The sequence below is a fragment of the Mucilaginibacter sp. A5337 genome, assembly GCF_059690695.1.
The window spans coordinates 190,529-208,251 of sequence record NZ_JCAWEC010000007.1 but is presented as its reverse complement, the minus strand read 5'-3'; the positions used below and the strand labels follow the sequence as shown (position 1 = coordinate 208,251).

Annotated in this window: 16 protein-coding genes; 13 read left to right on the top strand and 3 right to left on the bottom strand. The window is 43.6% G+C overall.

What is annotated here, in order from left to right; translation table 11 throughout:
* Positions 1-7 precede the first annotated feature (7 nt).
* From AC59JO_RS23585 to AC59JO_RS23575, 3 genes are all read left to right on the top strand, one after another.
* Positions 8-1,270 carry an MFS transporter gene (locus AC59JO_RS23585; RefSeq protein WP_497308422.1) on the top strand — a complete coding sequence of 421 codons (1,263 nt, stop codon included), beginning with the start codon at positions 8-10 and terminating at the stop codon, positions 1,268-1,270.
* A gap of 21 nt (positions 1,271-1,291) precedes the next feature.
* The gene (locus AC59JO_RS23580) at positions 1,292-1,852 is read left to right on the top strand and encodes an isochorismatase family protein (RefSeq protein ID WP_497308420.1); all 561 of its coding nucleotides are present in this window, start codon (positions 1,292-1,294) and stop codon (positions 1,850-1,852) included.
* Positions 1,853-2,062: 210 nt separating this feature from the next.
* Complete coding sequence (locus tag AC59JO_RS23575; RefSeq protein ID WP_413666993.1) at positions 2,063-2,719, top strand: phosphatase PAP2 family protein; 657 nt, start codon at positions 2,063-2,065, stop codon at positions 2,717-2,719.
* 232 nt (positions 2,720-2,951) lie between these two features.
* Here AC59JO_RS23575 and AC59JO_RS23570 read toward each other — a convergent pair whose 3' ends face one another.
* On the bottom strand, positions 2,952-3,692 hold the full coding sequence (locus AC59JO_RS23570) for a DUF6896 domain-containing protein (RefSeq protein ID WP_497308418.1): 741 nt from the start codon (positions 3,690-3,692) through the stop codon (positions 2,952-2,954).
* A 228-nt stretch (positions 3,693-3,920) separates the two neighbouring features.
* Between AC59JO_RS23570 and AC59JO_RS23565 the strand changes: the two genes are divergently transcribed.
* On the top strand, positions 3,921-4,730 hold the full coding sequence (locus AC59JO_RS23565) for a patatin-like phospholipase family protein (RefSeq protein ID WP_413666994.1): 810 nt from the start codon (positions 3,921-3,923) through the stop codon (positions 4,728-4,730).
* A 214-nt stretch (positions 4,731-4,944) separates the two neighbouring features.
* Positions 4,945-5,349 carry a VOC family protein gene (locus AC59JO_RS23560; RefSeq protein WP_497308416.1) on the top strand — a complete coding sequence of 135 codons (405 nt, stop codon included), beginning with the start codon at positions 4,945-4,947 and terminating at the stop codon, positions 5,347-5,349.
* Between the two features lie 95 nt (positions 5,350-5,444).
* Here the strand turns inward: AC59JO_RS23560 and AC59JO_RS23555 are convergent, their stop codons facing one another.
* Together AC59JO_RS23555 and AC59JO_RS23550 are read right to left on the bottom strand one after the other, a co-directional pair.
* Complete coding sequence (locus tag AC59JO_RS23555) at positions 5,445-6,764, bottom strand: SGNH/GDSL hydrolase family protein (RefSeq protein ID WP_497308414.1); 1,320 nt, start codon at positions 6,762-6,764, stop codon at positions 5,445-5,447.
* 20 nt (positions 6,765-6,784) lie between these two features.
* Positions 6,785-8,008 carry an OmpP1/FadL family transporter gene (locus AC59JO_RS23550; RefSeq protein WP_497308412.1) on the bottom strand — a complete coding sequence of 408 codons (1,224 nt, stop codon included), beginning with the start codon at positions 8,006-8,008 and terminating at the stop codon, positions 6,785-6,787.
* Positions 8,009-8,236: 228 nt separating this feature from the next.
* On the opposite strand from AC59JO_RS23550, the gene AC59JO_RS23545 reads away from it, so the two are divergent.
* The 8 genes from AC59JO_RS23545 (at position 8,237) to AC59JO_RS23510 (ending at position 17,702) form a co-directional block, all read left to right on the top strand.
* Positions 8,237-9,124, top strand: a complete 888-nt coding sequence (locus AC59JO_RS23545) for a helix-turn-helix domain-containing protein (RefSeq protein ID WP_413666998.1) — start codon at positions 8,237-8,239, stop codon at positions 9,122-9,124.
* A 478-nt stretch (positions 9,125-9,602) separates the two neighbouring features.
* Complete coding sequence (locus AC59JO_RS23540) at positions 9,603-11,399, top strand: acyl-CoA dehydrogenase FadE (protein ID WP_497308409.1); 1,797 nt, start codon at positions 9,603-9,605, stop codon at positions 11,397-11,399.
* A gap of 335 nt (positions 11,400-11,734) precedes the next feature.
* Positions 11,735-12,478, top strand: coding sequence for an electron transfer flavoprotein subunit beta/FixA family protein (locus AC59JO_RS23535; RefSeq protein WP_497308407.1), 744 nt, complete (start codon positions 11,735-11,737; stop codon positions 12,476-12,478).
* Positions 12,479-12,799: 321 nt separating this feature from the next.
* Entirely contained in the window at positions 12,800-13,777 is a 978-nt protein-coding gene (locus AC59JO_RS23530; RefSeq protein WP_497308405.1) for an electron transfer flavoprotein subunit alpha/FixB family protein, read from the top strand.
* Between the two features lie 13 nt (positions 13,778-13,790).
* Complete coding sequence (locus tag AC59JO_RS23525; protein ID WP_413667002.1) at positions 13,791-14,234, top strand: acyl-CoA thioesterase; 444 nt, start codon at positions 13,791-13,793, stop codon at positions 14,232-14,234.
* A gap of 81 nt (positions 14,235-14,315) precedes the next feature.
* On the top strand, positions 14,316-14,585 hold the full coding sequence (locus AC59JO_RS23520) for an acyl-CoA-binding protein (RefSeq protein WP_497308403.1): 270 nt from the start codon (positions 14,316-14,318) through the stop codon (positions 14,583-14,585).
* Between the two features lie 251 nt (positions 14,586-14,836).
* Positions 14,837-15,289 (top strand): DUF2147 domain-containing protein, encoded by a 453-nt coding sequence (locus AC59JO_RS23515; protein WP_413667004.1) that lies wholly within the window; start codon positions 14,837-14,839, stop codon positions 15,287-15,289.
* A gap of 19 nt (positions 15,290-15,308) precedes the next feature.
* Entirely contained in the window at positions 15,309-17,702 is a 2,394-nt protein-coding gene (locus AC59JO_RS23510; RefSeq protein WP_497308401.1) for a 3-hydroxyacyl-CoA dehydrogenase/enoyl-CoA hydratase family protein, read from the top strand.
* The last annotated feature ends 21 nt before the right edge of the window (positions 17,703-17,723 follow it).

The window sequence follows — 17,723 nt, the reverse complement described above, 5'->3', positions numbered from 1 at the left end:
GTGATAGATGAGTAAGATAAGTACATTCAACGCTTTTAAAAGCCGAAACTACCGGTTGTATTTTGCCGGGCAATCCGTTTCTTTACTGGGTACCTGGATGCAGAAAACAGCCGTGAGCTGGGTGATCTATTCGCAAACCCATTCCAAGTTTATGTTGGGTTTAAGCCTGTTTGCAAGTTTGTTCCCCTCGTTCCTGTTTTCGTTTTTGGGTGGTGTGGTTTCTGACAGGTATAACCGCTTTAAAGTACTGCTATTTACACAAGTGGCCTCAATGATACAAGCCATTTTGCTCACTATGCTGGTGTTTTTTGGCTATTATTCGGTTTGGGCAATCATGGCATTGACCGCTGTTTTAGGGCTTATTAACGCATTTGACGTACCTGCAAGGCAATCATTAGTTTATGAAATGGTTGATGATAAGTCGGACCTGCCCAATGCGCTTGCCCTTAACTCTTCTATGGTGAACCTGTCGCGGTTAATAGGGCCGGGGATAGCAGGCCTGATCATCGAAAAATTTGGTGATTCGGTTTGTTTTGGGGCCAATGCGGTAAGCTTCGTTGCCGTAATTGGCTCATTACTGATGATGCGTTTGCCTGAATTTACGCCGAAACCCCATGGTAAAAACGTACTGGCAGATTTAAAGGATGGCTTCGAATACATCCGGAATACACCCACTATCATGTTTATGTTACTGATGCTTGCTTCGATAAGCCTGTTTGTACTCCCTTTTAGTACGCTGATACCGGTTTATGCTAAGGATATATTTAAAGGAACGGCATCAACATTTGGGGTGATTGATAGTGTAATAGGGCTTGGTGCTTTTGGTGGCGGCATTTTCCTGGCCTCATTAAGTGCCGGTACCGATCTTAAAAAGATCCTTGCTGTTAATACGCTGGTATTTGCGGTGGGGCTAATCGCATTTTCGCATATGCACAACTACGCTGTTGCGTTGTTTTTCTCGGCTATTATTGGTTTCGGTATGATGTCGCAGGTTACTATAGGCAATACTATTATTCAAACTACTGCAAGTCCCGAAATGCGTGGCCGGGTAATCAGTTATTACGCGATGTCTTTTTTTGGGATGCAGCCGCTTGGCGGTTTGCTTATTGGTGCCGTTTCGCAAAAAATAGGTGTACCCGATACCGTAATGGCCGAAGGCATGATAGCACTGCTTTTGGGCATTATACATTTTGGTTTTTTACGGCGCAGCAGGCTTAAAAAGAAAGCAATGGCTGCCATGCAACAGCAACCCACTGAGGCAATTTCTTAAACATTAAACAATCAAATTATCATGATAACTACACTTGATCAAAACACAGCACTTGTACTGATAGATTTGCAGAAATACATTGTACAACTTACGGGGGCTCACCCAATGGCCGATATCCTTGAAAAATCGGCTCAACTGGTGGGAGCCTTTCGCAAGGCCGGTAAACCTATTGTTGTTGTTCATGTAGAACCAACAGGTGCAGCCTTTAAAACAAGGCGTGACAACAAAGCGAACAGCATGACCGAACTCCCGGCCGACTGGAATGAAATAGCTCCTGAAATTAAAACCGAACCAACAGACATTTTTATCACCAAAAAAACCTGGGGCGCTTTTTATAACACTGGTTTACACGAAGAACTGCAAAAAAGAGGTATTACGCAAATTGTACTGGCGGGAGTAGCAACCAGCATAGGTGTTGAAGCCACAGCCCGCTCGGCTAATGAGTTTGCTTACAACATCGCCTTTGCCAGCGATGCAATGACCGATATGTTTGCCGAAGCGCATGCTCACAGCTTCAAATACATTTTCCCGAGGATAGGCGAGGTGGGGACTGCTGCCGAGATCATTGAGAAATTGGGGTAGATAATAGTAAGTTTACAAATAAGATACATCTGCTTTGTACCTGACCAGGTAAGTTGAAGAACCCAGACTTACGAAGTTTCAAAAACTTCGTAAGTCTTATTCCTATGGCTATCCATCGCTCGTGCTTTTACTGCCCAGCGCACAAACAATCTCCTTGCAATGGGTATTTATAGCTAAATTAGCAGTACAGTAAGTTGCCGCTGAACATCTATGAAGAAAATCTCCCCGCTTAAATTTCTGGTAGTTTTAATTCATTTGCAGGGCTTATTTATTTGCTTCACAAACAAAGTATTAGCCCAGGCCGATTCGGCGAAAATTACCGTGAACAGCCCGGCATTTATTCCACCTGCAATTCAGCGCTGGGATGATCGTGTGATGATCGATCTCCAAAATCAGCGAACGCCCGGGCAAACAGGCTTTTTCATGTTTCTGAGTAAAAATGTTTTGTATGGCGATATCGGGATTCCGGCAGGTTTATTAGTAGGAGGGATTGTAAGCAATAACAAAGAAATGCGGCAAAACGCGGGCTATGTAGCCAGCAGCACAGCAGTATCCTACGGTTTTATGCTGCTGATCAAACACCTGGTAAAGCGGCCGCGGCCATTTATTCAAAATATCAATATTACACCTGTTTACAGGGCTGGCGGTACTTCCTTCCCATCAGGGCATACCTCATCAAGTTTTGCCACAGCCACAGCCTTATCTGCTGCTTATCCCAAGTGGTACGTGATTGCGCCATCTTTTTTTTGGGCCGGGGCTACAAGTTATTCAAGAATGTATTTAGGTGTTCATTATCCTACCGATGTGGCAGCCGGATTAACATTGGGTGTGGGTAGTGCAGCGGCGATGTCTTTTTTGAAGAAGTAGTGAGGGGGAATCAGGGAGATTCTTGCCGTTTGAATTTTTTTTGATTAATCTGTATCTTTAATTTATCAATTGTTAGATAATATATATGATAGCCATACTTGATTTGTTGTTTGGATTACTGCTTACCGATTGGAAGCGATTAAGGAAGCTGAAATGGAACCGGAAAAGATTAGGTTAAGAGCTTCTACACCCATCATTTTAGTCCTAAAAAACGCAATAGGTTGAATTTCTTTTAGACATTGGTTAAGACCTCTTCACGGTAAACTTCAATGTGAATTTTTTTTCTGTCATTAACAACTACGCCAGTATGATTTTCAATATTGGAGTTTATACGCTCGAACTTATTAAGAGCAAGCATCCTTTCAATTATCTTTACACCATCTGCATAGTGTTCATAAATATCTATAGGTAAGGGAAGATAGTCTTTTGTTGATTTAATGAACCTTGTAAAAAAATAAGGATCTAAATCGCCAAACTCCAGTCCAAATACAAGAGGTACTTCTATAATTTGACCTGACTTTTTGTGTTCGAACCCACAATGAAAACCATGGAGGAAATAACGCCATTCTTTAACTGTTCCCCTTTGTTTTTTATTAGCTAAAAACGGACTAAATGTACTAAGCGGAAACTGAGGATTGATCTCAATATTTAATTTCGACGCTAACTTATTGATCAATATTCCGCCTAATGTACGATAATCCTTTGCGCACTGCTCGAAGAACAGTTGATTTTCGTCAATTTCTTCATCTGTTATCAGTTTTGCAATATTTATTTCAGGCAGAGAGTGATGTATGGAGACTTGAAATCCCTTAAGATCATTTTTTAGTTTGTCACCAATCTCTTTTCTATGGTATTGTAAAGTATGTTCAAAGAGCAACTTTAATTTTTTTTCACGAGGTGTTTTGCTGATTACCTCCAGAGGAGGAATCTGGCTCATTGAACCTACCGTTATTGTTTGGGTTGTTCTATCCACGGTTATCAAATGTAAATAAACAGCAGAAGTATTTAATTATCTGTAGTTACCGACGACTAAAATAGGTAATTTGCCCGATGCAATATGGTACGCCTAAGTAATCCAGCATGGTTAATAGCGGAAATATGATTTGATGGAAAATTTTTCCTTATTTGAATAAAGTAATATATTGACCTCAATGTTCAGGTAGCCTGCCTTGGTTAGCTGTTGATGATAACCTAATACAAAATGAATACAAACATCGATCAAAACGGCTCAAGAAAGATAGGATTGGTGCTGTCGGGCGGCGGTGTACGTGGTGTCGCCCATTTGGGGGTGATGCAGGCGCTGACCGATCACGGTATTAAGTTTTCACACATCTCGGGCACAAGTGCAGGCGCAATAGCTGCCGCTTTTTTTGCAGAGGGATATGAACCAAAAGAAATTCTTAGGATCATTAAAGATAACAGCCTGCTTAAATTGTTGCGCCCGGCCTTTGGCAGCAACGGTTTGATCTCTATACTACATACCCGGGTATTGATCAATAAATATATTCCGCATAACTCCTTTCAACAGCTTAAAACGCGTGTTACCATTCCGGCGGTCGACATTGGAGAAGCAAAACTGGTTTACTTTACCGAGGGCGAACTGGACATAGCTATTTTGGCGTCCTGCTGCCTACCCGGCATCTTCAGGCCTATTATCATTAAGGATCATATGTTTGTTGATGGGGGCATCCTTAATAATTTCCCGGTTGAGCCGTTGGTGGGCAATTGCGACTTTATCATAGGCTCTTGCTGTAATCATTTGCCGGTTGTATCAACAATTAAATCTTTCGGAAGCCTGGTTGACAGGGCTGCCATGATAACGATCAATTCGGGCCTTAATGCACATAAAATGTTGTGCGACATAGTTATTGAACCACATGGCTTGGGTGGCTATGGCATTTTTGACACCGATGCTGCCGAAGAAATCTATATGATTGGCTACGAAGAAGGTTTAAAAACCATCCATAGTAACGAAAAGTTAAAAGAGGTTATTCATAAGCTCAAAGGATAAAATCTACTTGTAATGGATATGCAATGTAGCTTAAAATTGCTGTTAGGAATAGACAAAAGATCTGAAAACAGATTTGATAATGTCTTAAAATAGATGGAAATTGCTCAGGATGTTGTACATAACGAAGTAGTTAGTTACTGTTAAATAATCTTCAAAATGTTGTACCACTTTTCTCTTTGTTATTGCACCTTTAATTATCCAAACATATTTAACTATGAAAAAAGTAACGGGCCTTGGGGGCGTATTTTTCAAATGCGACGATCCGAAAGGTATGAACGAGTGGTATGTCAAAAATCTTGGATTGCCAGTGGGGCAATACGGAACAACGTTTGATTGGCGGCATGCCGATGATCCGTCGAAAATAGGGTCTACATCGTGGTGTACATTTCCGCAGGATACCAAATATTTCAATCCTTCTGTAAAGCCATTTATGATTAATTACCGGGTAGAAAACCTCGTTGCATTGGTAGATGAGCTAAAGAAAGAGAACGTGACCATTATTGATGAGATTGCTGAATACGATTACGGCAAATTTGTACACATACTTGACCCGGAGGGGAACGTCATTGAGCTCTGGGAACCGGGCGATGAATCGGATCCGGATAACATAGCAGGGTAGTTTTAGTCATAAGTCGAAAGTCTTAAGTGCTAAGTCGACAGGGGTAAATCCCGCCTATGACTTAAAACTTAAGACTTTCGACTTCTGACTAAAGATCAAGGGAATTTAACCCCATTATAATTTGATATGTTTACCTGTGGTATTGATGAGTTGTATTTATCATTAATAGCCTTTATAAATTCGTTAGCCACAATAGCATACCCGCGTGGGGTAAGGTGTACCCCATCCAATGAAAACAGGCCGCCGCTGATGTAATTTGAATTAACGCTGACGCCATCAACCACCAGGCCGTTCTGCTTTATATTTTGTAAAAAAGTGTACGCATCAAATACTGCTAACCCCTTTGATGCTGCTACAGATTTTATGGTGGTGTTATAAGAAGTAACATAATCCTCGGTAAGGGCAACTTCCTTTTCGTCGAGTACATACTGGTTGTCTATCGGTGTATAGGGCGTTAAGCCATAAGGCAGATTGCCAACAGGTGTTGCAACCGGCTGCCCGATCTTGCTTGTAGGGAAGGTAAGTATGATGAGATCATTGGCTGTTGCCACGCGTGGGGCATAAGTGCTTCCCGATACCAGCGCGTTAATATATAAAGCCTTTGCATTCGGATTAGCTTTTTGCACGCCGGCCAGTATTGCACCAACCGTAATTGTATTAAAATATGGTATCGAAGTTACATCTGGTACTGTTGCAACCACACCTTTTTGCCCTTTGGCGGTGAGGGTGTTTATCAATACGTTATATAAAGCAGCAAAAGTGCTTTTATCTGTCAGTACGTCGCCCGCTCCGCCAGATGTGGCATATCCCAAAGCGTCATTATTCCCCAGCCAGTTAGAGAAGAAGGTGAACGGCTTAGACATAACAAAATCAAGATAGGTGGTGGAGTTTGTTGGCGCATTACCGGGTAGCAGGCGTTCAAAATACCCATTAAGATTGCCGTATGGCGCATAGGTGATATGCATTAGCTTAATACCGGGCACGCCGTAGTTATTGATATCGCCGGTGTATTTGGTATATAAAGTAACGTTTCCAAAGCCGGGGACAGGCAATATTCCGCGTATGGCAAGGTTGGTAGTTACCGGAGTGGTAATAGGAGTGCCATCAGCATTAAACCCGGTGAGCGATAAATAGCCTGATCCGTTTGCCTGGGCGGTACTGAATAATGGCTGCGAAAACGTGCCGCCGCCAACCGACTGCATTTGCTTGCCTATGATACTTGGATAAGATACCTGCTGGCCCGCAAGATATAAGCCCCCATCGGCATACCCGGCAGTGAGCGAATTACCCAACGCAATGTATCGTGAAAAATCAACAGCACCTGCGGATGGTTTGGGAGTATGTACCTCGGGCTTGCAGGCACCTAATAAAAGTAAGCCTGCAATAATATAAATATGTAGTTTAAACGTTTTCATGAATTGATTTCTTTAAAAGATTACCAATGATAAGCCAATGAGATACCTGGTATATATACATCAGTTTTAAATGTTCCCGATAACTGCGACTCGAAATTTGTTTGAGTACGCTGCATCAGGTGCTCATACTCAAATGAGATATCAATATCGAGGTGCTTAGCAACAGTATAACCTAAACCGAGGGTGCCGTAAACCCGATTGGCATCAGGAGCTTCGGGAGTTACATAGCCATCCAAAACAGCTGTGCTGGCATAGCCGCCGCCGAAACGCAGGGCCAGCCTGTCATTTGCCTTGTATTGAGCGCCTCCGCGTAAACTATACGCCTGCTGGTAATTCCGGGCAGAATGGGTGTCCTGTAATACGGCTGTATTGGTTTTATAATCAAATGATAATGTCTTATAGCTATCCCAGTTAACGAGGTTAACATCCAGCGCCACGATCCATTTACTGCCCGGATAAAATCCGAAGCCGATGGAATTAGTGGCCGGCAATGGTATGGTTGATCTGAAAGTATTGGGCTGCGGAAAGCTGCTTTGTAATGACGAAGGCACAGTAAAAATAGCATCACCGGCCGGAATAGTAGTATTTACCTGCGAGCGGTGCGTAATACCAACGGTGATACCCGCCTCCGTTTTAAAGTAAACGCCGGCATTCCATCCGTAGCCTTTGCCGCTGCCTTTCAGCCGGGCCTGGCCTGGATCGCCATTGCTGTTTGCCAGCGGAATAGCCCTGGTCAAATCAACGCTGCCGTGGTTGTAAACAAATCCTCCGCCAATACTCATCCAATCGGCCAGTTTTACACTCAGGGTAGGTTGAATATAAATGGCTTTCAGATTAAGGCTTTCCAGCACATATTTACCCTGCCAGGTGTTGCCCCAGTCGGTTAACCCGCCAAAAGGGGTATAAACACCAACTCCTAATTTCCAGAAGGACGATTTTGGCCCCCATACGGCATAAGCCTGAAACGGGGTTGCCACTTTATTTGAAGTGTGATTTTGGATTGATGTTCCGGCCGGGTTGAAAACAGATTTGAACAATAGGGGGCTTATTCCTCCCTGTATGTAATTTTCGGGCAACATGGCCATAGCACCCGGGTTAAAAAATACGGAAGCGCCATCCTGTACAATACCCGTACCGGTATGGCCCATGCCAATTTGCTTTTGCCCTTCCAAATTAACCTGGAAACCCTGGGAATAGGCTAACAGCGGTGCCATGGTAAGCACCAGGAGTAGAATTTTTCTCATAAGAATATAATTGGTTCGTGACAGGAAATTGCCTTTAGGTTACAACTTGTAACTGTCAGGGATAAAATTAGTTTGGATTGAAAAGAAAAAAAGGGCTATAATGCGGAGATATTAGTCAAAAAGTCGGATAAAGCTTATTTTTAATAACAAACAAGGAAAACCACATTACAACTGTCTTTTTTATAATTTTTTGACGAATACAGCAGTTGAATTGTAATATTGAATCATATGAATAATAAGGTTGGACAATTAAGCTTATCAAAATTTGCAGATCTTTACGCGGACAAGCTGGCCGGCGCCGATTTTTTTGTTGTTGACGAAAAGCAATTACTGAGTTTGAGCGAATATCCTTATCGTTCGGATGGCTATATTATAGGTATTTGCACCCGCGGTACAGCTAAGGTTGAAGTAAATCTGCAGATCTACGATGCCCGGCCGGATGCCATGCTGTTGGCAACCCCCTTTCATGTTTTAAGGATCTACAACAGCAGTCCTGATTTTTTATGCCGCTTTGTTGTTTTTAGCAAAGCTTTTCTGATCGAAAATAGTGTTAACAGTCATTTTCTCGAATCGTTCAGTTATTTTAACAGTGCATCTATCCCTGTGATCTACCCTGACAGTGCCGACGCGAAAATGATACTGGAGATTTATCTATTGATCCAGCAGAAACTGGCACGTGAAGGACATCCATACCACGTTGAAATATCCAGGAGCATTTTAATGACATTGCTTTATGAGATCCAGGCTATTTACGAAAAGCAGCATACCATAATAAAAGGCAAACAAACCAGGAAACAAGAACTGAATGTACTTTTCCAGGCCCTGGTTTTCCATCATTATAAAGAACACCGCAACGTGCAGTATTATGCCGATGCACTTTATGTTTCCTCCAAGCATTTAACAGAAACCATTAAGGAAGTAACCGGGAGAACCGCCGGCGAATGGATAGATGATGCAGTTATCCTCGAAGCTAAAGTATTGCTAAGAAACCATGAGATCAGCATTGCCCGGGCCGCCGAGAATATCCATTTCCCTGATCAATCTTCGTTTGGCAAATATTTCAAAAAACATACCGGGATGTCGCCATCTGATTACAGGGCGATATCTGCGCATTGATAAAAAACATGTCATTGCGAGAAACCATCAGGGAACCCCTAAAAAAAATCGTAATGACGTATAAAATATATCTCAGCGATGGTGCGCGGGGCCGCGTTAGTGATAGGAGCGGATACCGGCCTTGTGGCTAATGCTTGTGCAGTATGAGCGGATAGCACGGGCCGCAGGCAACGCCTATATTCATAAAACTGATCAAAAAAATATAGCTAATAATCAATAATTTACAATCACGTCATTATAAGCGATAGCGCGGCAATCGCACAGAGGCATGGCCGCCCTGTATAGCATGCGATTGCTTCGTCGTTCCTCCTCGCAATGACATTTTTTGTCGCATCCTAAACATTTATACCATTATCCCCCCACCTCATCCTTCACCCCATCATTTCCGACTTTTTGACTAATATCTCCGCATTGCTGCCCTTTCTTTGGCTTAATAATGCCTCTAATTTTACCCCTGATTATAAACCAGAAAAACTTTATGAATGCCACAGAACCGATGAAAGCCATAAAAGGAGGGGAGTTTCTGATCAGGGAAACTTCCGCGGATAGCATTTTTATTCCCGAAGAATGGAATGAAGAGCAGTTGATGATCGCTGAAACATGTACCAATTTTCTTGCACAGCAGGTAACGCCAAATTTGCAGCGAATTGATGAACAGGAGGAGGGATTAATGCGTCATTTAATGGATGAAGCTGGTGCATTGGGATTGTTAGGCATATCAGTACCCGAAGAATACGGCGGTTTCGGTAAGGATTTTAAAACCGCCATGCTGGTTACCGAAAAGCTGGGCGCTGGTCACTCATTTTCAGTGGCATTTTCGGCACATACGGGTATCGGCACCATGCCTATATTATATTATGGCAACGATGCCCAAAAACAAAAATATATCCCCAAGCTGGCAAGCGGCGAGTGGAAGGGAGCTTATTGTCTTACAGAACCATCTGCCGGCTCAGACGCCAATTCGGGTAAAACAAGGGCGACGCTTTCTGCCGATGGTAAGCACTACCTCATCACCGGTCAAAAAATGTGGATCACCAACGCGGGCTTCGCAGATGTATTTACCGTTTTCGCCAAGATAGATGACGATGAAAACCTGAGCGCATTTATTGTTGAAAAAGATTTTGAAGGCCTTTCGCTCAATACGGAAGAACATAAAATGGGTATCAAGGGAAGCTCAACCCGCCAGGTGTTTTTCAATGATTGCAAGGTGCCGGTTGAAAATCTCCTTTCCGAAAGGCAGAACGGATTTAAGATCGCGGTCAACATTCTAAACCTCGGCCGTATCAAATTAGGCGGCGGAACAGTTGGTGCAAGTAAAGATGTGATCACCTCATCGGTACGTTACGCTAATGAACGGGAACAGTTCGGGCGGGCCATTTCCAAATACGGTGCTATAAAATATAAACTGGCCGAACAGGCCATCCGTACCTATGCCTCGGAATCGGCAGTGTACAGGGCCAGTCAGAATATGGAGGAGGCAACAGAAATGTTAATCGCCTCGGGCCTTGATGAAAACAAAGCCAAACTGAAAGGGACTGAGCAGTTTGCCATAGAAGCAGCGATCCTTAAAGTTCATGCTTCAGAAGTTTTGGATTATGTGACCGATGAAGGGGTACAGATTTACGGTGGTATGGGCTACAGCGCCGAAGCGCCGATGGACAGGTCGTACCGCGATTCAAGGATCAACCGGATTTTTGAAGGTACTAATGAAATTAACCGCCTGTTAACCGTTGATATGATGCTCAAACGTGCCATGAAGGGCGAGCTTGACCTCATGGGGCCTGCCCAGAAAGTAGCCGGCGAATTGGTAAGCATCCCCGATTTTGGTGCCGCTGAAGAAGATGGTCTGTTCATAAAGGAAAAGAAATACATAGCCAATTTTAAAAAGGCGATATTGATGGTAGCCGGCGCAGCTGTTCAAAAACTAATGATGCAATTGAGCAAAGAGCAGGAAGTATTGATGAACCTGGCCGATATGCTGATTGAACTTTATGTAAGCGAATCGCTGCAATTGAGGGTGGAGAAACTGGTTGGTTTAAGGGGCGAAGAAGCCTGCAAAGAACAACTGGATATGATGCGGGTGTTCATCAATGATGCTGCCGAACATATTGCCAAATCGGGTAAAGAAGCACTAAACTCCTTTGCCGAAGGCGACGAAAGAAGGATGATGCTGATGGGCCTTAAGCGCTTCACCAAAACTGAAGACATTAATACCACCCAGGCACGCAGAAATATTGCTGCAAAACTGATCGCCGAAAATAAATATTGCTTTTAATTAAAAAAACTTTTGAGACTATCATGTGGGCACATTTTTTAAATAAAAGAAAATGTCATTTCGATTGAGGAGGGGCAGGGCTGAGTGGTGGAGCGAAAGAGAAATCTTATACACCTTGCAGAGCCGTATGGATGGTTCAGAGCATGATCTATAAGATTTCTCCTCACCCCGCAACGCAACCCCAGCTGGTTCATTCGAAATGACATTCGATTTTATTGATTTATTTTCATTGACAAGATGTGTCCACCCTGCATTGTTAAACGTCCTTCGCTTGGATTTGCGGAAGCCTTCATTTCCCTTAAATAATATCAACCTAAAAAAACGAAAAACTGATAATGAGAATATTAGTGTGTATAAGCCAGGTGCCAGACACGAGCACTAAAATTGTATTGAAAAATAATAACACCTCGGTTAACAGTGATGGCGTTACCTGGGTGATCAACCCATACGATGAATGGTACGCGTTGATCAAAGCTATCGAATTAAAAGAAAGCGGCATCGCAACCAATGTTCACCTGGTAACCGTGGGTAAGGCCGACGTTGAGCCCGTGATCAGGAAAGCACTGGCGTTGGGTGGTGATGAAGCCATTCGCATTGATGCAGAGAGTAGTGACCCTTACGAAACCGCCCATTATATAGCCGAATATGCTGCCGGAGTTGGCTATAACCTTATTTTATGCGGCAAAGAATCTATCGATTATAACAATGGCACTACAAGCGCCATGCTGGCCGAATTGCTGGATGTCGATTACATCGGTTTTGCAGCCGGCATTCAGGTACAGGCTGATACAGCTGTGGTAACGCGTGAAATTGAAGGCGGCGAAGAAACGGATGTTTGTAATTTGCCTGTAGTCATCTCCTGTCAAAAAGGTGTTGCCGAAGCGCGGATACCTAATATGCGCGGCATAATGGCTGCCCGCACCCGTCCGTTAAAAGTTATCACGCCTTCAAAAGTAACGGCAGTAACAGAAATTATTTCCTATGAATTGCCGCCCGCTAAAGCTGGTATCAAACTTGTAAGCCCGGATAACCTGGATGAACTGGTAGAACTGTTGCATACAGAAGCTAAAGTTATTTAATAATGATATCTATTGTCCGTCCACAGGTGGTCGGAAGATTTAAAAAGCATGGGGATTGTGCGATTCCCTCTCCTGGGAGGGTGTAGGGAGGGGTTCATCAATACACCTGTTCGGCTGAAATGGCGAACAAACCCCTCCCTGCCAACGCACATTCCGGCCGCACCCCTCCCGAGGGGAGGGAATTAAAAAATCTTCCGAACACTTATAGTTTGTGCACCGGAGCATCTTATATGGAATCTGATAGTAGTATTTGATCATCAAATTATTGCTTTAAGCTTTGCATTCTGCTTTTAGCTTTTATCTAACTAAAAAAATAAAAAAATGTCTGTAATAGTATTGGTAGAACATACCGGGGGAATCATAAAAAAACAAAGCTTTGAAGCAGTGCAATATGCCGCGCAGGTAGCTGAAAAAATGGGTACTACAGTAACTGCCATTGCTTTGGGCAGTGTTGCCGCTGCCGAAATGGAAGGCCTTGGCCAGTATGGTGCACAAAAAGTACTGCACGTTGCCGATAGCCGGTTAGATGAGCTGCATTCCAGGGCATATGCCGGTGCGCTGATAGCCGCAGCACAGAAGGAGAATAGTAAAGTAATTGTAACCCTTCATGATCTAAAAGGCAGGGCAGTGGCCCCGCGGGTGGCTGTAAAGCTACAGGCAGGGCTTGTGGCCGGTGCGCTCTCATACCCTGATACGGAAAAAGGATTTGTGATTAAAAAAGCCGTGTTTTCGGGTAAAGCATTTGCGTATGCAAATATTTTAAGTGAGGTAAAGGTAATTATGCTGATGCCTAATACATTCCCGGTGAAAAAGCTGGGGGGTAAGGCGGTTGTTGAGCAACTGGATGTAAGCTTTAGCGAAAAGGATTTCGGCGTAAAGGTTAAATCGGTAAATAAAGTAACCGGTGAGGTACCGCTTGCTGATGCCGAACTGGTTGTTTCGGGTGGCCGCGGATTAAAAGGACCTGAAAACTGGGGCATTCTGGAGGACCTGGCAAAAGAGCTGGGTGCCGCCACCGCCTGCTCACGCCCGGTGGCCGATTCGCACTGGCGGCCGCATCATGAACATGTGGGCCAAACAGGCGGTACTGTACGCCCTAATTTGTATATAGCGGTGGGGATCTCAGGGGCTATACAGCACCTGGCCGGTGTTAATGGTTCAAAAACTATTGTAGTGATCAACAAGGATCCGGAAGCCCCATTTTTTAAAGCCGCCAATTACGGCGTAGTTGGTGATGCTTTAGAGATTTTACCACGATTAACAGCGGCTGTAAAAAAGTTTAAGGAACATCATCAATAAAATAATCAGGGCTATGGAGTTTTTTTATGAAGGACAGGTGCTGTGGTCGCAGATAGACTCGAACCAGCACATGAGGCATTCTGCTTATGCCGATTTTGCAGCGCAAGCCCGCATCATTATGCTGGAAAGCCTGGGTTTAAAACTGCCAACACTTTATGAATACAAAATAGGGCCTGTATTATTCAGGGAAGAGATGATCTACCTGCGCGAGATTGGGATCAACGAGCAGATCAGGGTAACCTGCGAGCTTATCAAATCCCGGCCAGATGGATCCCGCTGGGCAATCAGGCATGAACTGTACCGGGGCGATGGTGTTAAAGCTGCTATTGTAAATGCCGAGGGCTCATGGATTGATATGGAAAAGCGCAAACTGGCCATATTACCTGCAGCGTTAAGCCAAATGTTTATGAAAGCACCCCGCAGCAGCGATTATGTGGAAGAAGCCAATCCAGCCTGAAATAATTAAATGGTATTGAATATCAGTTTATAAGCTTTAGGCTTTATGCCTTCAGCTTTTTAGCTTTTAAATAATTTATCTATGACCGATATGAAAGACGCCTTTGAAAAAGCAGTTAAAGAGAGTAAAGAATTGCCTTCAAAGCCTGATAATGAAACATTACTACGCCTGTACAGTTTATATAAACAGGCAACGGAAGGCGACATCAATACAGAAAACCCTCCGGGTATGTTTGATTTTGTGGCTAAAGCAAAGTATGATGCATGGTTAAAACAGAAAGGCATTACTACCGATGATGCCATGCAGCAATATATCCTGCTTGTAGCACAATTATCAAATAAAACCAGTTAGCTTTAATTCCGAAATATTGACAAATGTTTCCGCCGTTTAGACCTTTATAAAGCGCTGCAGAAATAGATATTTGTTATTATAAACCACCCGGTAATTATGCCGGGACTAAATTATTTAACCATTTTATAATTCTACCTGTCTCTTTTTTTAGAAGGCTTCTGATGCCGGATCTTACTATTTGGTGAAATCTGAAAAGCATGTGCCTGCTTTAAAAAAGAGCTGATCTTATTTATAAAAATAATCCTCAGGCAATGTCAGTATCAAAGAAACATTTCGTCCTTTTTGCATTAATCCTGTTAACGGTTGTGGCAGTAAGCATCAACGCAAAAGCGCAAACCGATAAAATTGAAGGTTTATGGTACAATGATGTAAAGAGTGCCAAAATCCAGATCACTAAAGAAAGCAACGGCAAGTTTTACGGTAAGGTGGTATGGCTTAAGGAACCCCTGAAAAACGGGAAGCCTAAAGTTGACGAAATGAATAGCGATGAAAAACTGCGCTCAAGGCCGAGGCTGGGTTTACCTGTATTGGCCGATTTTGTAAAAGATGGCGATAACAAATATACAGGCGGAACAATTTATGACCCTAATAACGGTAAAACGTACTCCTGCAAAATGACCTACAAAGGTGGAACCCTGGATATCCGCGGATATATCGGCATTTCACTTTTCGGGCGTACAACTACCTGGTCGCGGGCCGAATAAATTAAAGAATTAATAAAACATGCAGATACTAATGGATGCTAAACGAATTATAAAGAAGGTTGCAGTATTGGGGTCGGGAGTAATGGGCAGTCGTATAGCCTGTCATTTTGCAAATGTCGGCGTACAGGTATTGTTGCTTGATATTGTACCTAAGGATGCCCCATCGGCAGATAAGAAAGCGCGGAACAAAATTGTGAACGATGCGCTTGATTTTGCTCTAAAATCAAACCCTTCACCCATCTACCTCAAATCATTCGCAAAACGTATCACAACCGGCAATTTCGAGGATGATATGCCCAAAATTGCTGATTGCGACTGGGTGATAGAAGTGGTGGTTGAACGGCTGGATATTAAACAGCAAGTATTTGAAACGGTAGAAAAGTACAGAAAACCCGGAACGCTGATCACCTCAAATACATCCGGCATCCCGATCCATTTAATGGCCGAAGGCAGGAGCGATGATTTTAAAAAACATTTTTGCGGCAGCCATTTCTTTAACCCGCCGCGTTATTTAAAATTGCTGGAGATCATCCCCACAAAAGATACGCTGGCAAGTGTAGTTGACTTTTTGATGGAGTATGGTGCAAAATACCTGGGGAAAACCACCGTGTTGGCCAAGGATACCCCTGCATTTATAGGTAACCGCATCGGGGTTTTTAGCATCATGAGCGTGCTGCACTACGTGGAGCAAACCGGTATGACTGTTGAAGAGGTTGATAAGTTGACCGGGCCGGTAATAGGGCACCCTAAATCGGCCACTTTCCGTACCAATGATGTGGTGGGTTTAGATACGATGGTGCACGTTGCCAATGGCCTTTACAAAAACGCGCCGGATGATGAGGCCAAGGAATTATTCAGGATCCCCGCATTTGTGGATGGAATGGTGAAAAATAACTGGCTTGGCAGTAAAACAGGTCAGGGATTTTATAAAAAAGAAAAGAGTGACGGTGCAAACCAGTTTTATGCGCTCGACCTGAAAACGCTTGAGTACAAACCTTCCCAAAAAGTAAAATTCGCTTCGCTTGAAACTACGAAAGCGGTTGATAACCTGAAAGAACGGCTTAGGATCCTGGTTGCGGCAAAAGACAAAGCCGGCGATTTTTACCGCAGCACCTTTTACCAGTTATTTGCTTATGCCAGTAACCGCATCCCCGAAATAGCCGACGAGCTTTATAAAATAGATGCTGCCACCAATGCCGGTTTTGGCTGGGAACTGGGCCCTTTTGAAAAGTGGGATGCGCTTGGCGTTGAAGAAACTGTAAAAGCAATGGAGGCTGCAGGGAACAAACCTGCCCAATGGGTTTACGATATGCTTGCAGCAGGAGCAAAAAGCTTCTATAAGTTAGAGGATGGCAAACGCCTGTACTATGATATCCAATCGAAAAGCTACAAGATAATTCCGGGTACGGAAGGGCTTATTTTGCTCAATAATATCCGCGAAACAAATACCGTGTGGAAAAACAGCGGTACTACCATTACCGATATTGGCGATGGCATCCTGAACCTTGAATTTCATACTAAAATGAATACGATAGGTGGCGAGGTAATAGAGGGCATAAATAAGGCCATCACCCTTGCCGAAGCAAGTTACAAAGGCCTTGTTATAACAAATGAGGGTGCCAATTTCAGTGCCGGGGCTAACGTAGGCATGATATTCATGATGGCCGTTGAACAGGAATTTGATGAGTTGAATATGGTAATAAAGGCCTTCCAGAATACCATGATGCGGATCCGCTATTCGTCTATTCCGGTGGTAATAGCACCTCATCAAATGGCTTTGGGCGGCGGTTGCGAAATGTGCCTGCATGCCGATAAGGTGGTAGCTCATGCAGAACTATACATGGGCCTGGTTGAATTTGGTGTTGGTTTGATACCGGGCGGCGGGGGTACAAAAGAATTTGCCCTGCGCCTTTCAGACGAACTCCAGGATGGTGATGTTGAACTCAATAATTTCCGCGACCGCTTTTTAACCATTGGCCAGGCTAAAGTATCCACTTCGGCTTATGAAGCTTTTGAATTTGGCTACCTCAAAAAGGGTAGGGATGTAGTCGTGGTATCCCGCGACAGGCTGCTTGCCGAGGCTAAACAACAATGCCTGCAGATGGCAAATGAAGGGTACATACAGCCTATTCCGCGCGGTGATATCAGGGTGCTGGGTAAACAAGCGCTGGGTTTGGGTTATGTGGGTGCCAATACCATGTACAGTGGTAATTACATCAGCGAACATGATGTGAAGATTTCGCAGAAACTGGCCTATGTACTTTCTGGCGGCGACCTGTCCCAGCCTTCAATGGTGAGCGAAGAATATTTGCTGGGGCTGGAACGTGAAGCTTTTGTTTCGCTTTGCACCGAAAAGAAAACGCTTGAGCGGATCCAGTCTATTTTAACCGGCGGAAAAGTGTTAAGGAACTAAATTTTAAATAGTATAAAATCT

Bases quoted from the DNA above. Each gene is read 5' to 3' on its own strand.
- AC59JO_RS23545 (WP_413666998.1), top strand. From the start codon at position 8,237: ATGAATAATAAGGTTGGACAATTAAGCTTATCAAAATTTGCAGATCTT.
- AC59JO_RS23520 (WP_497308403.1), top strand. From the start codon at position 14,316: ATGACCGATATGAAAGACGCCTTTGAAAAAGCAGTTAAAGAGAGTAAA.
- AC59JO_RS23550 (WP_497308412.1), bottom strand. From the start codon at position 8,008: ATGAGAAAAATTCTACTCCTGGTGCTTACCATGGCACCGCTGTTAGCC.
- AC59JO_RS23560 (WP_497308416.1), top strand. From the start codon at position 4,945: ATGAAAAAAGTAACGGGCCTTGGGGGCGTATTTTTCAAATGCGACGAT.
- AC59JO_RS23525 (WP_413667002.1), top strand. From the start codon at position 13,791: ATGGAGTTTTTTTATGAAGGACAGGTGCTGTGGTCGCAGATAGACTCG.
- AC59JO_RS23555 (WP_497308414.1), bottom strand. From the start codon at position 6,764: ATGAAAACGTTTAAACTACATATTTATATTATTGCAGGCTTACTTTTA.
- AC59JO_RS23535 (WP_497308407.1), top strand. From the start codon at position 11,735: ATGAGAATATTAGTGTGTATAAGCCAGGTGCCAGACACGAGCACTAAA.
- AC59JO_RS23575 (WP_413666993.1), top strand. From the start codon at position 2,063: ATGAAGAAAATCTCCCCGCTTAAATTTCTGGTAGTTTTAATTCATTTG.
- AC59JO_RS23580 (WP_497308420.1), top strand. From the start codon at position 1,292: ATGATAACTACACTTGATCAAAACACAGCACTTGTACTGATAGATTTG.
- AC59JO_RS23515 (WP_413667004.1), top strand. From the start codon at position 14,837: ATGTCAGTATCAAAGAAACATTTCGTCCTTTTTGCATTAATCCTGTTA.
- AC59JO_RS23585 (WP_497308422.1), top strand. From the start codon at position 8: ATGAGTAAGATAAGTACATTCAACGCTTTTAAAAGCCGAAACTACCGG.
- AC59JO_RS23565 (WP_413666994.1), top strand. From the start codon at position 3,921: ATGAATACAAACATCGATCAAAACGGCTCAAGAAAGATAGGATTGGTG.
- AC59JO_RS23540 (WP_497308409.1), top strand. From the start codon at position 9,603: ATGAATGCCACAGAACCGATGAAAGCCATAAAAGGAGGGGAGTTTCTG.
- AC59JO_RS23530 (WP_497308405.1), top strand. From the start codon at position 12,800: ATGTCTGTAATAGTATTGGTAGAACATACCGGGGGAATCATAAAAAAA.
- AC59JO_RS23510 (WP_497308401.1), top strand. From the start codon at position 15,309: ATGCAGATACTAATGGATGCTAAACGAATTATAAAGAAGGTTGCAGTA.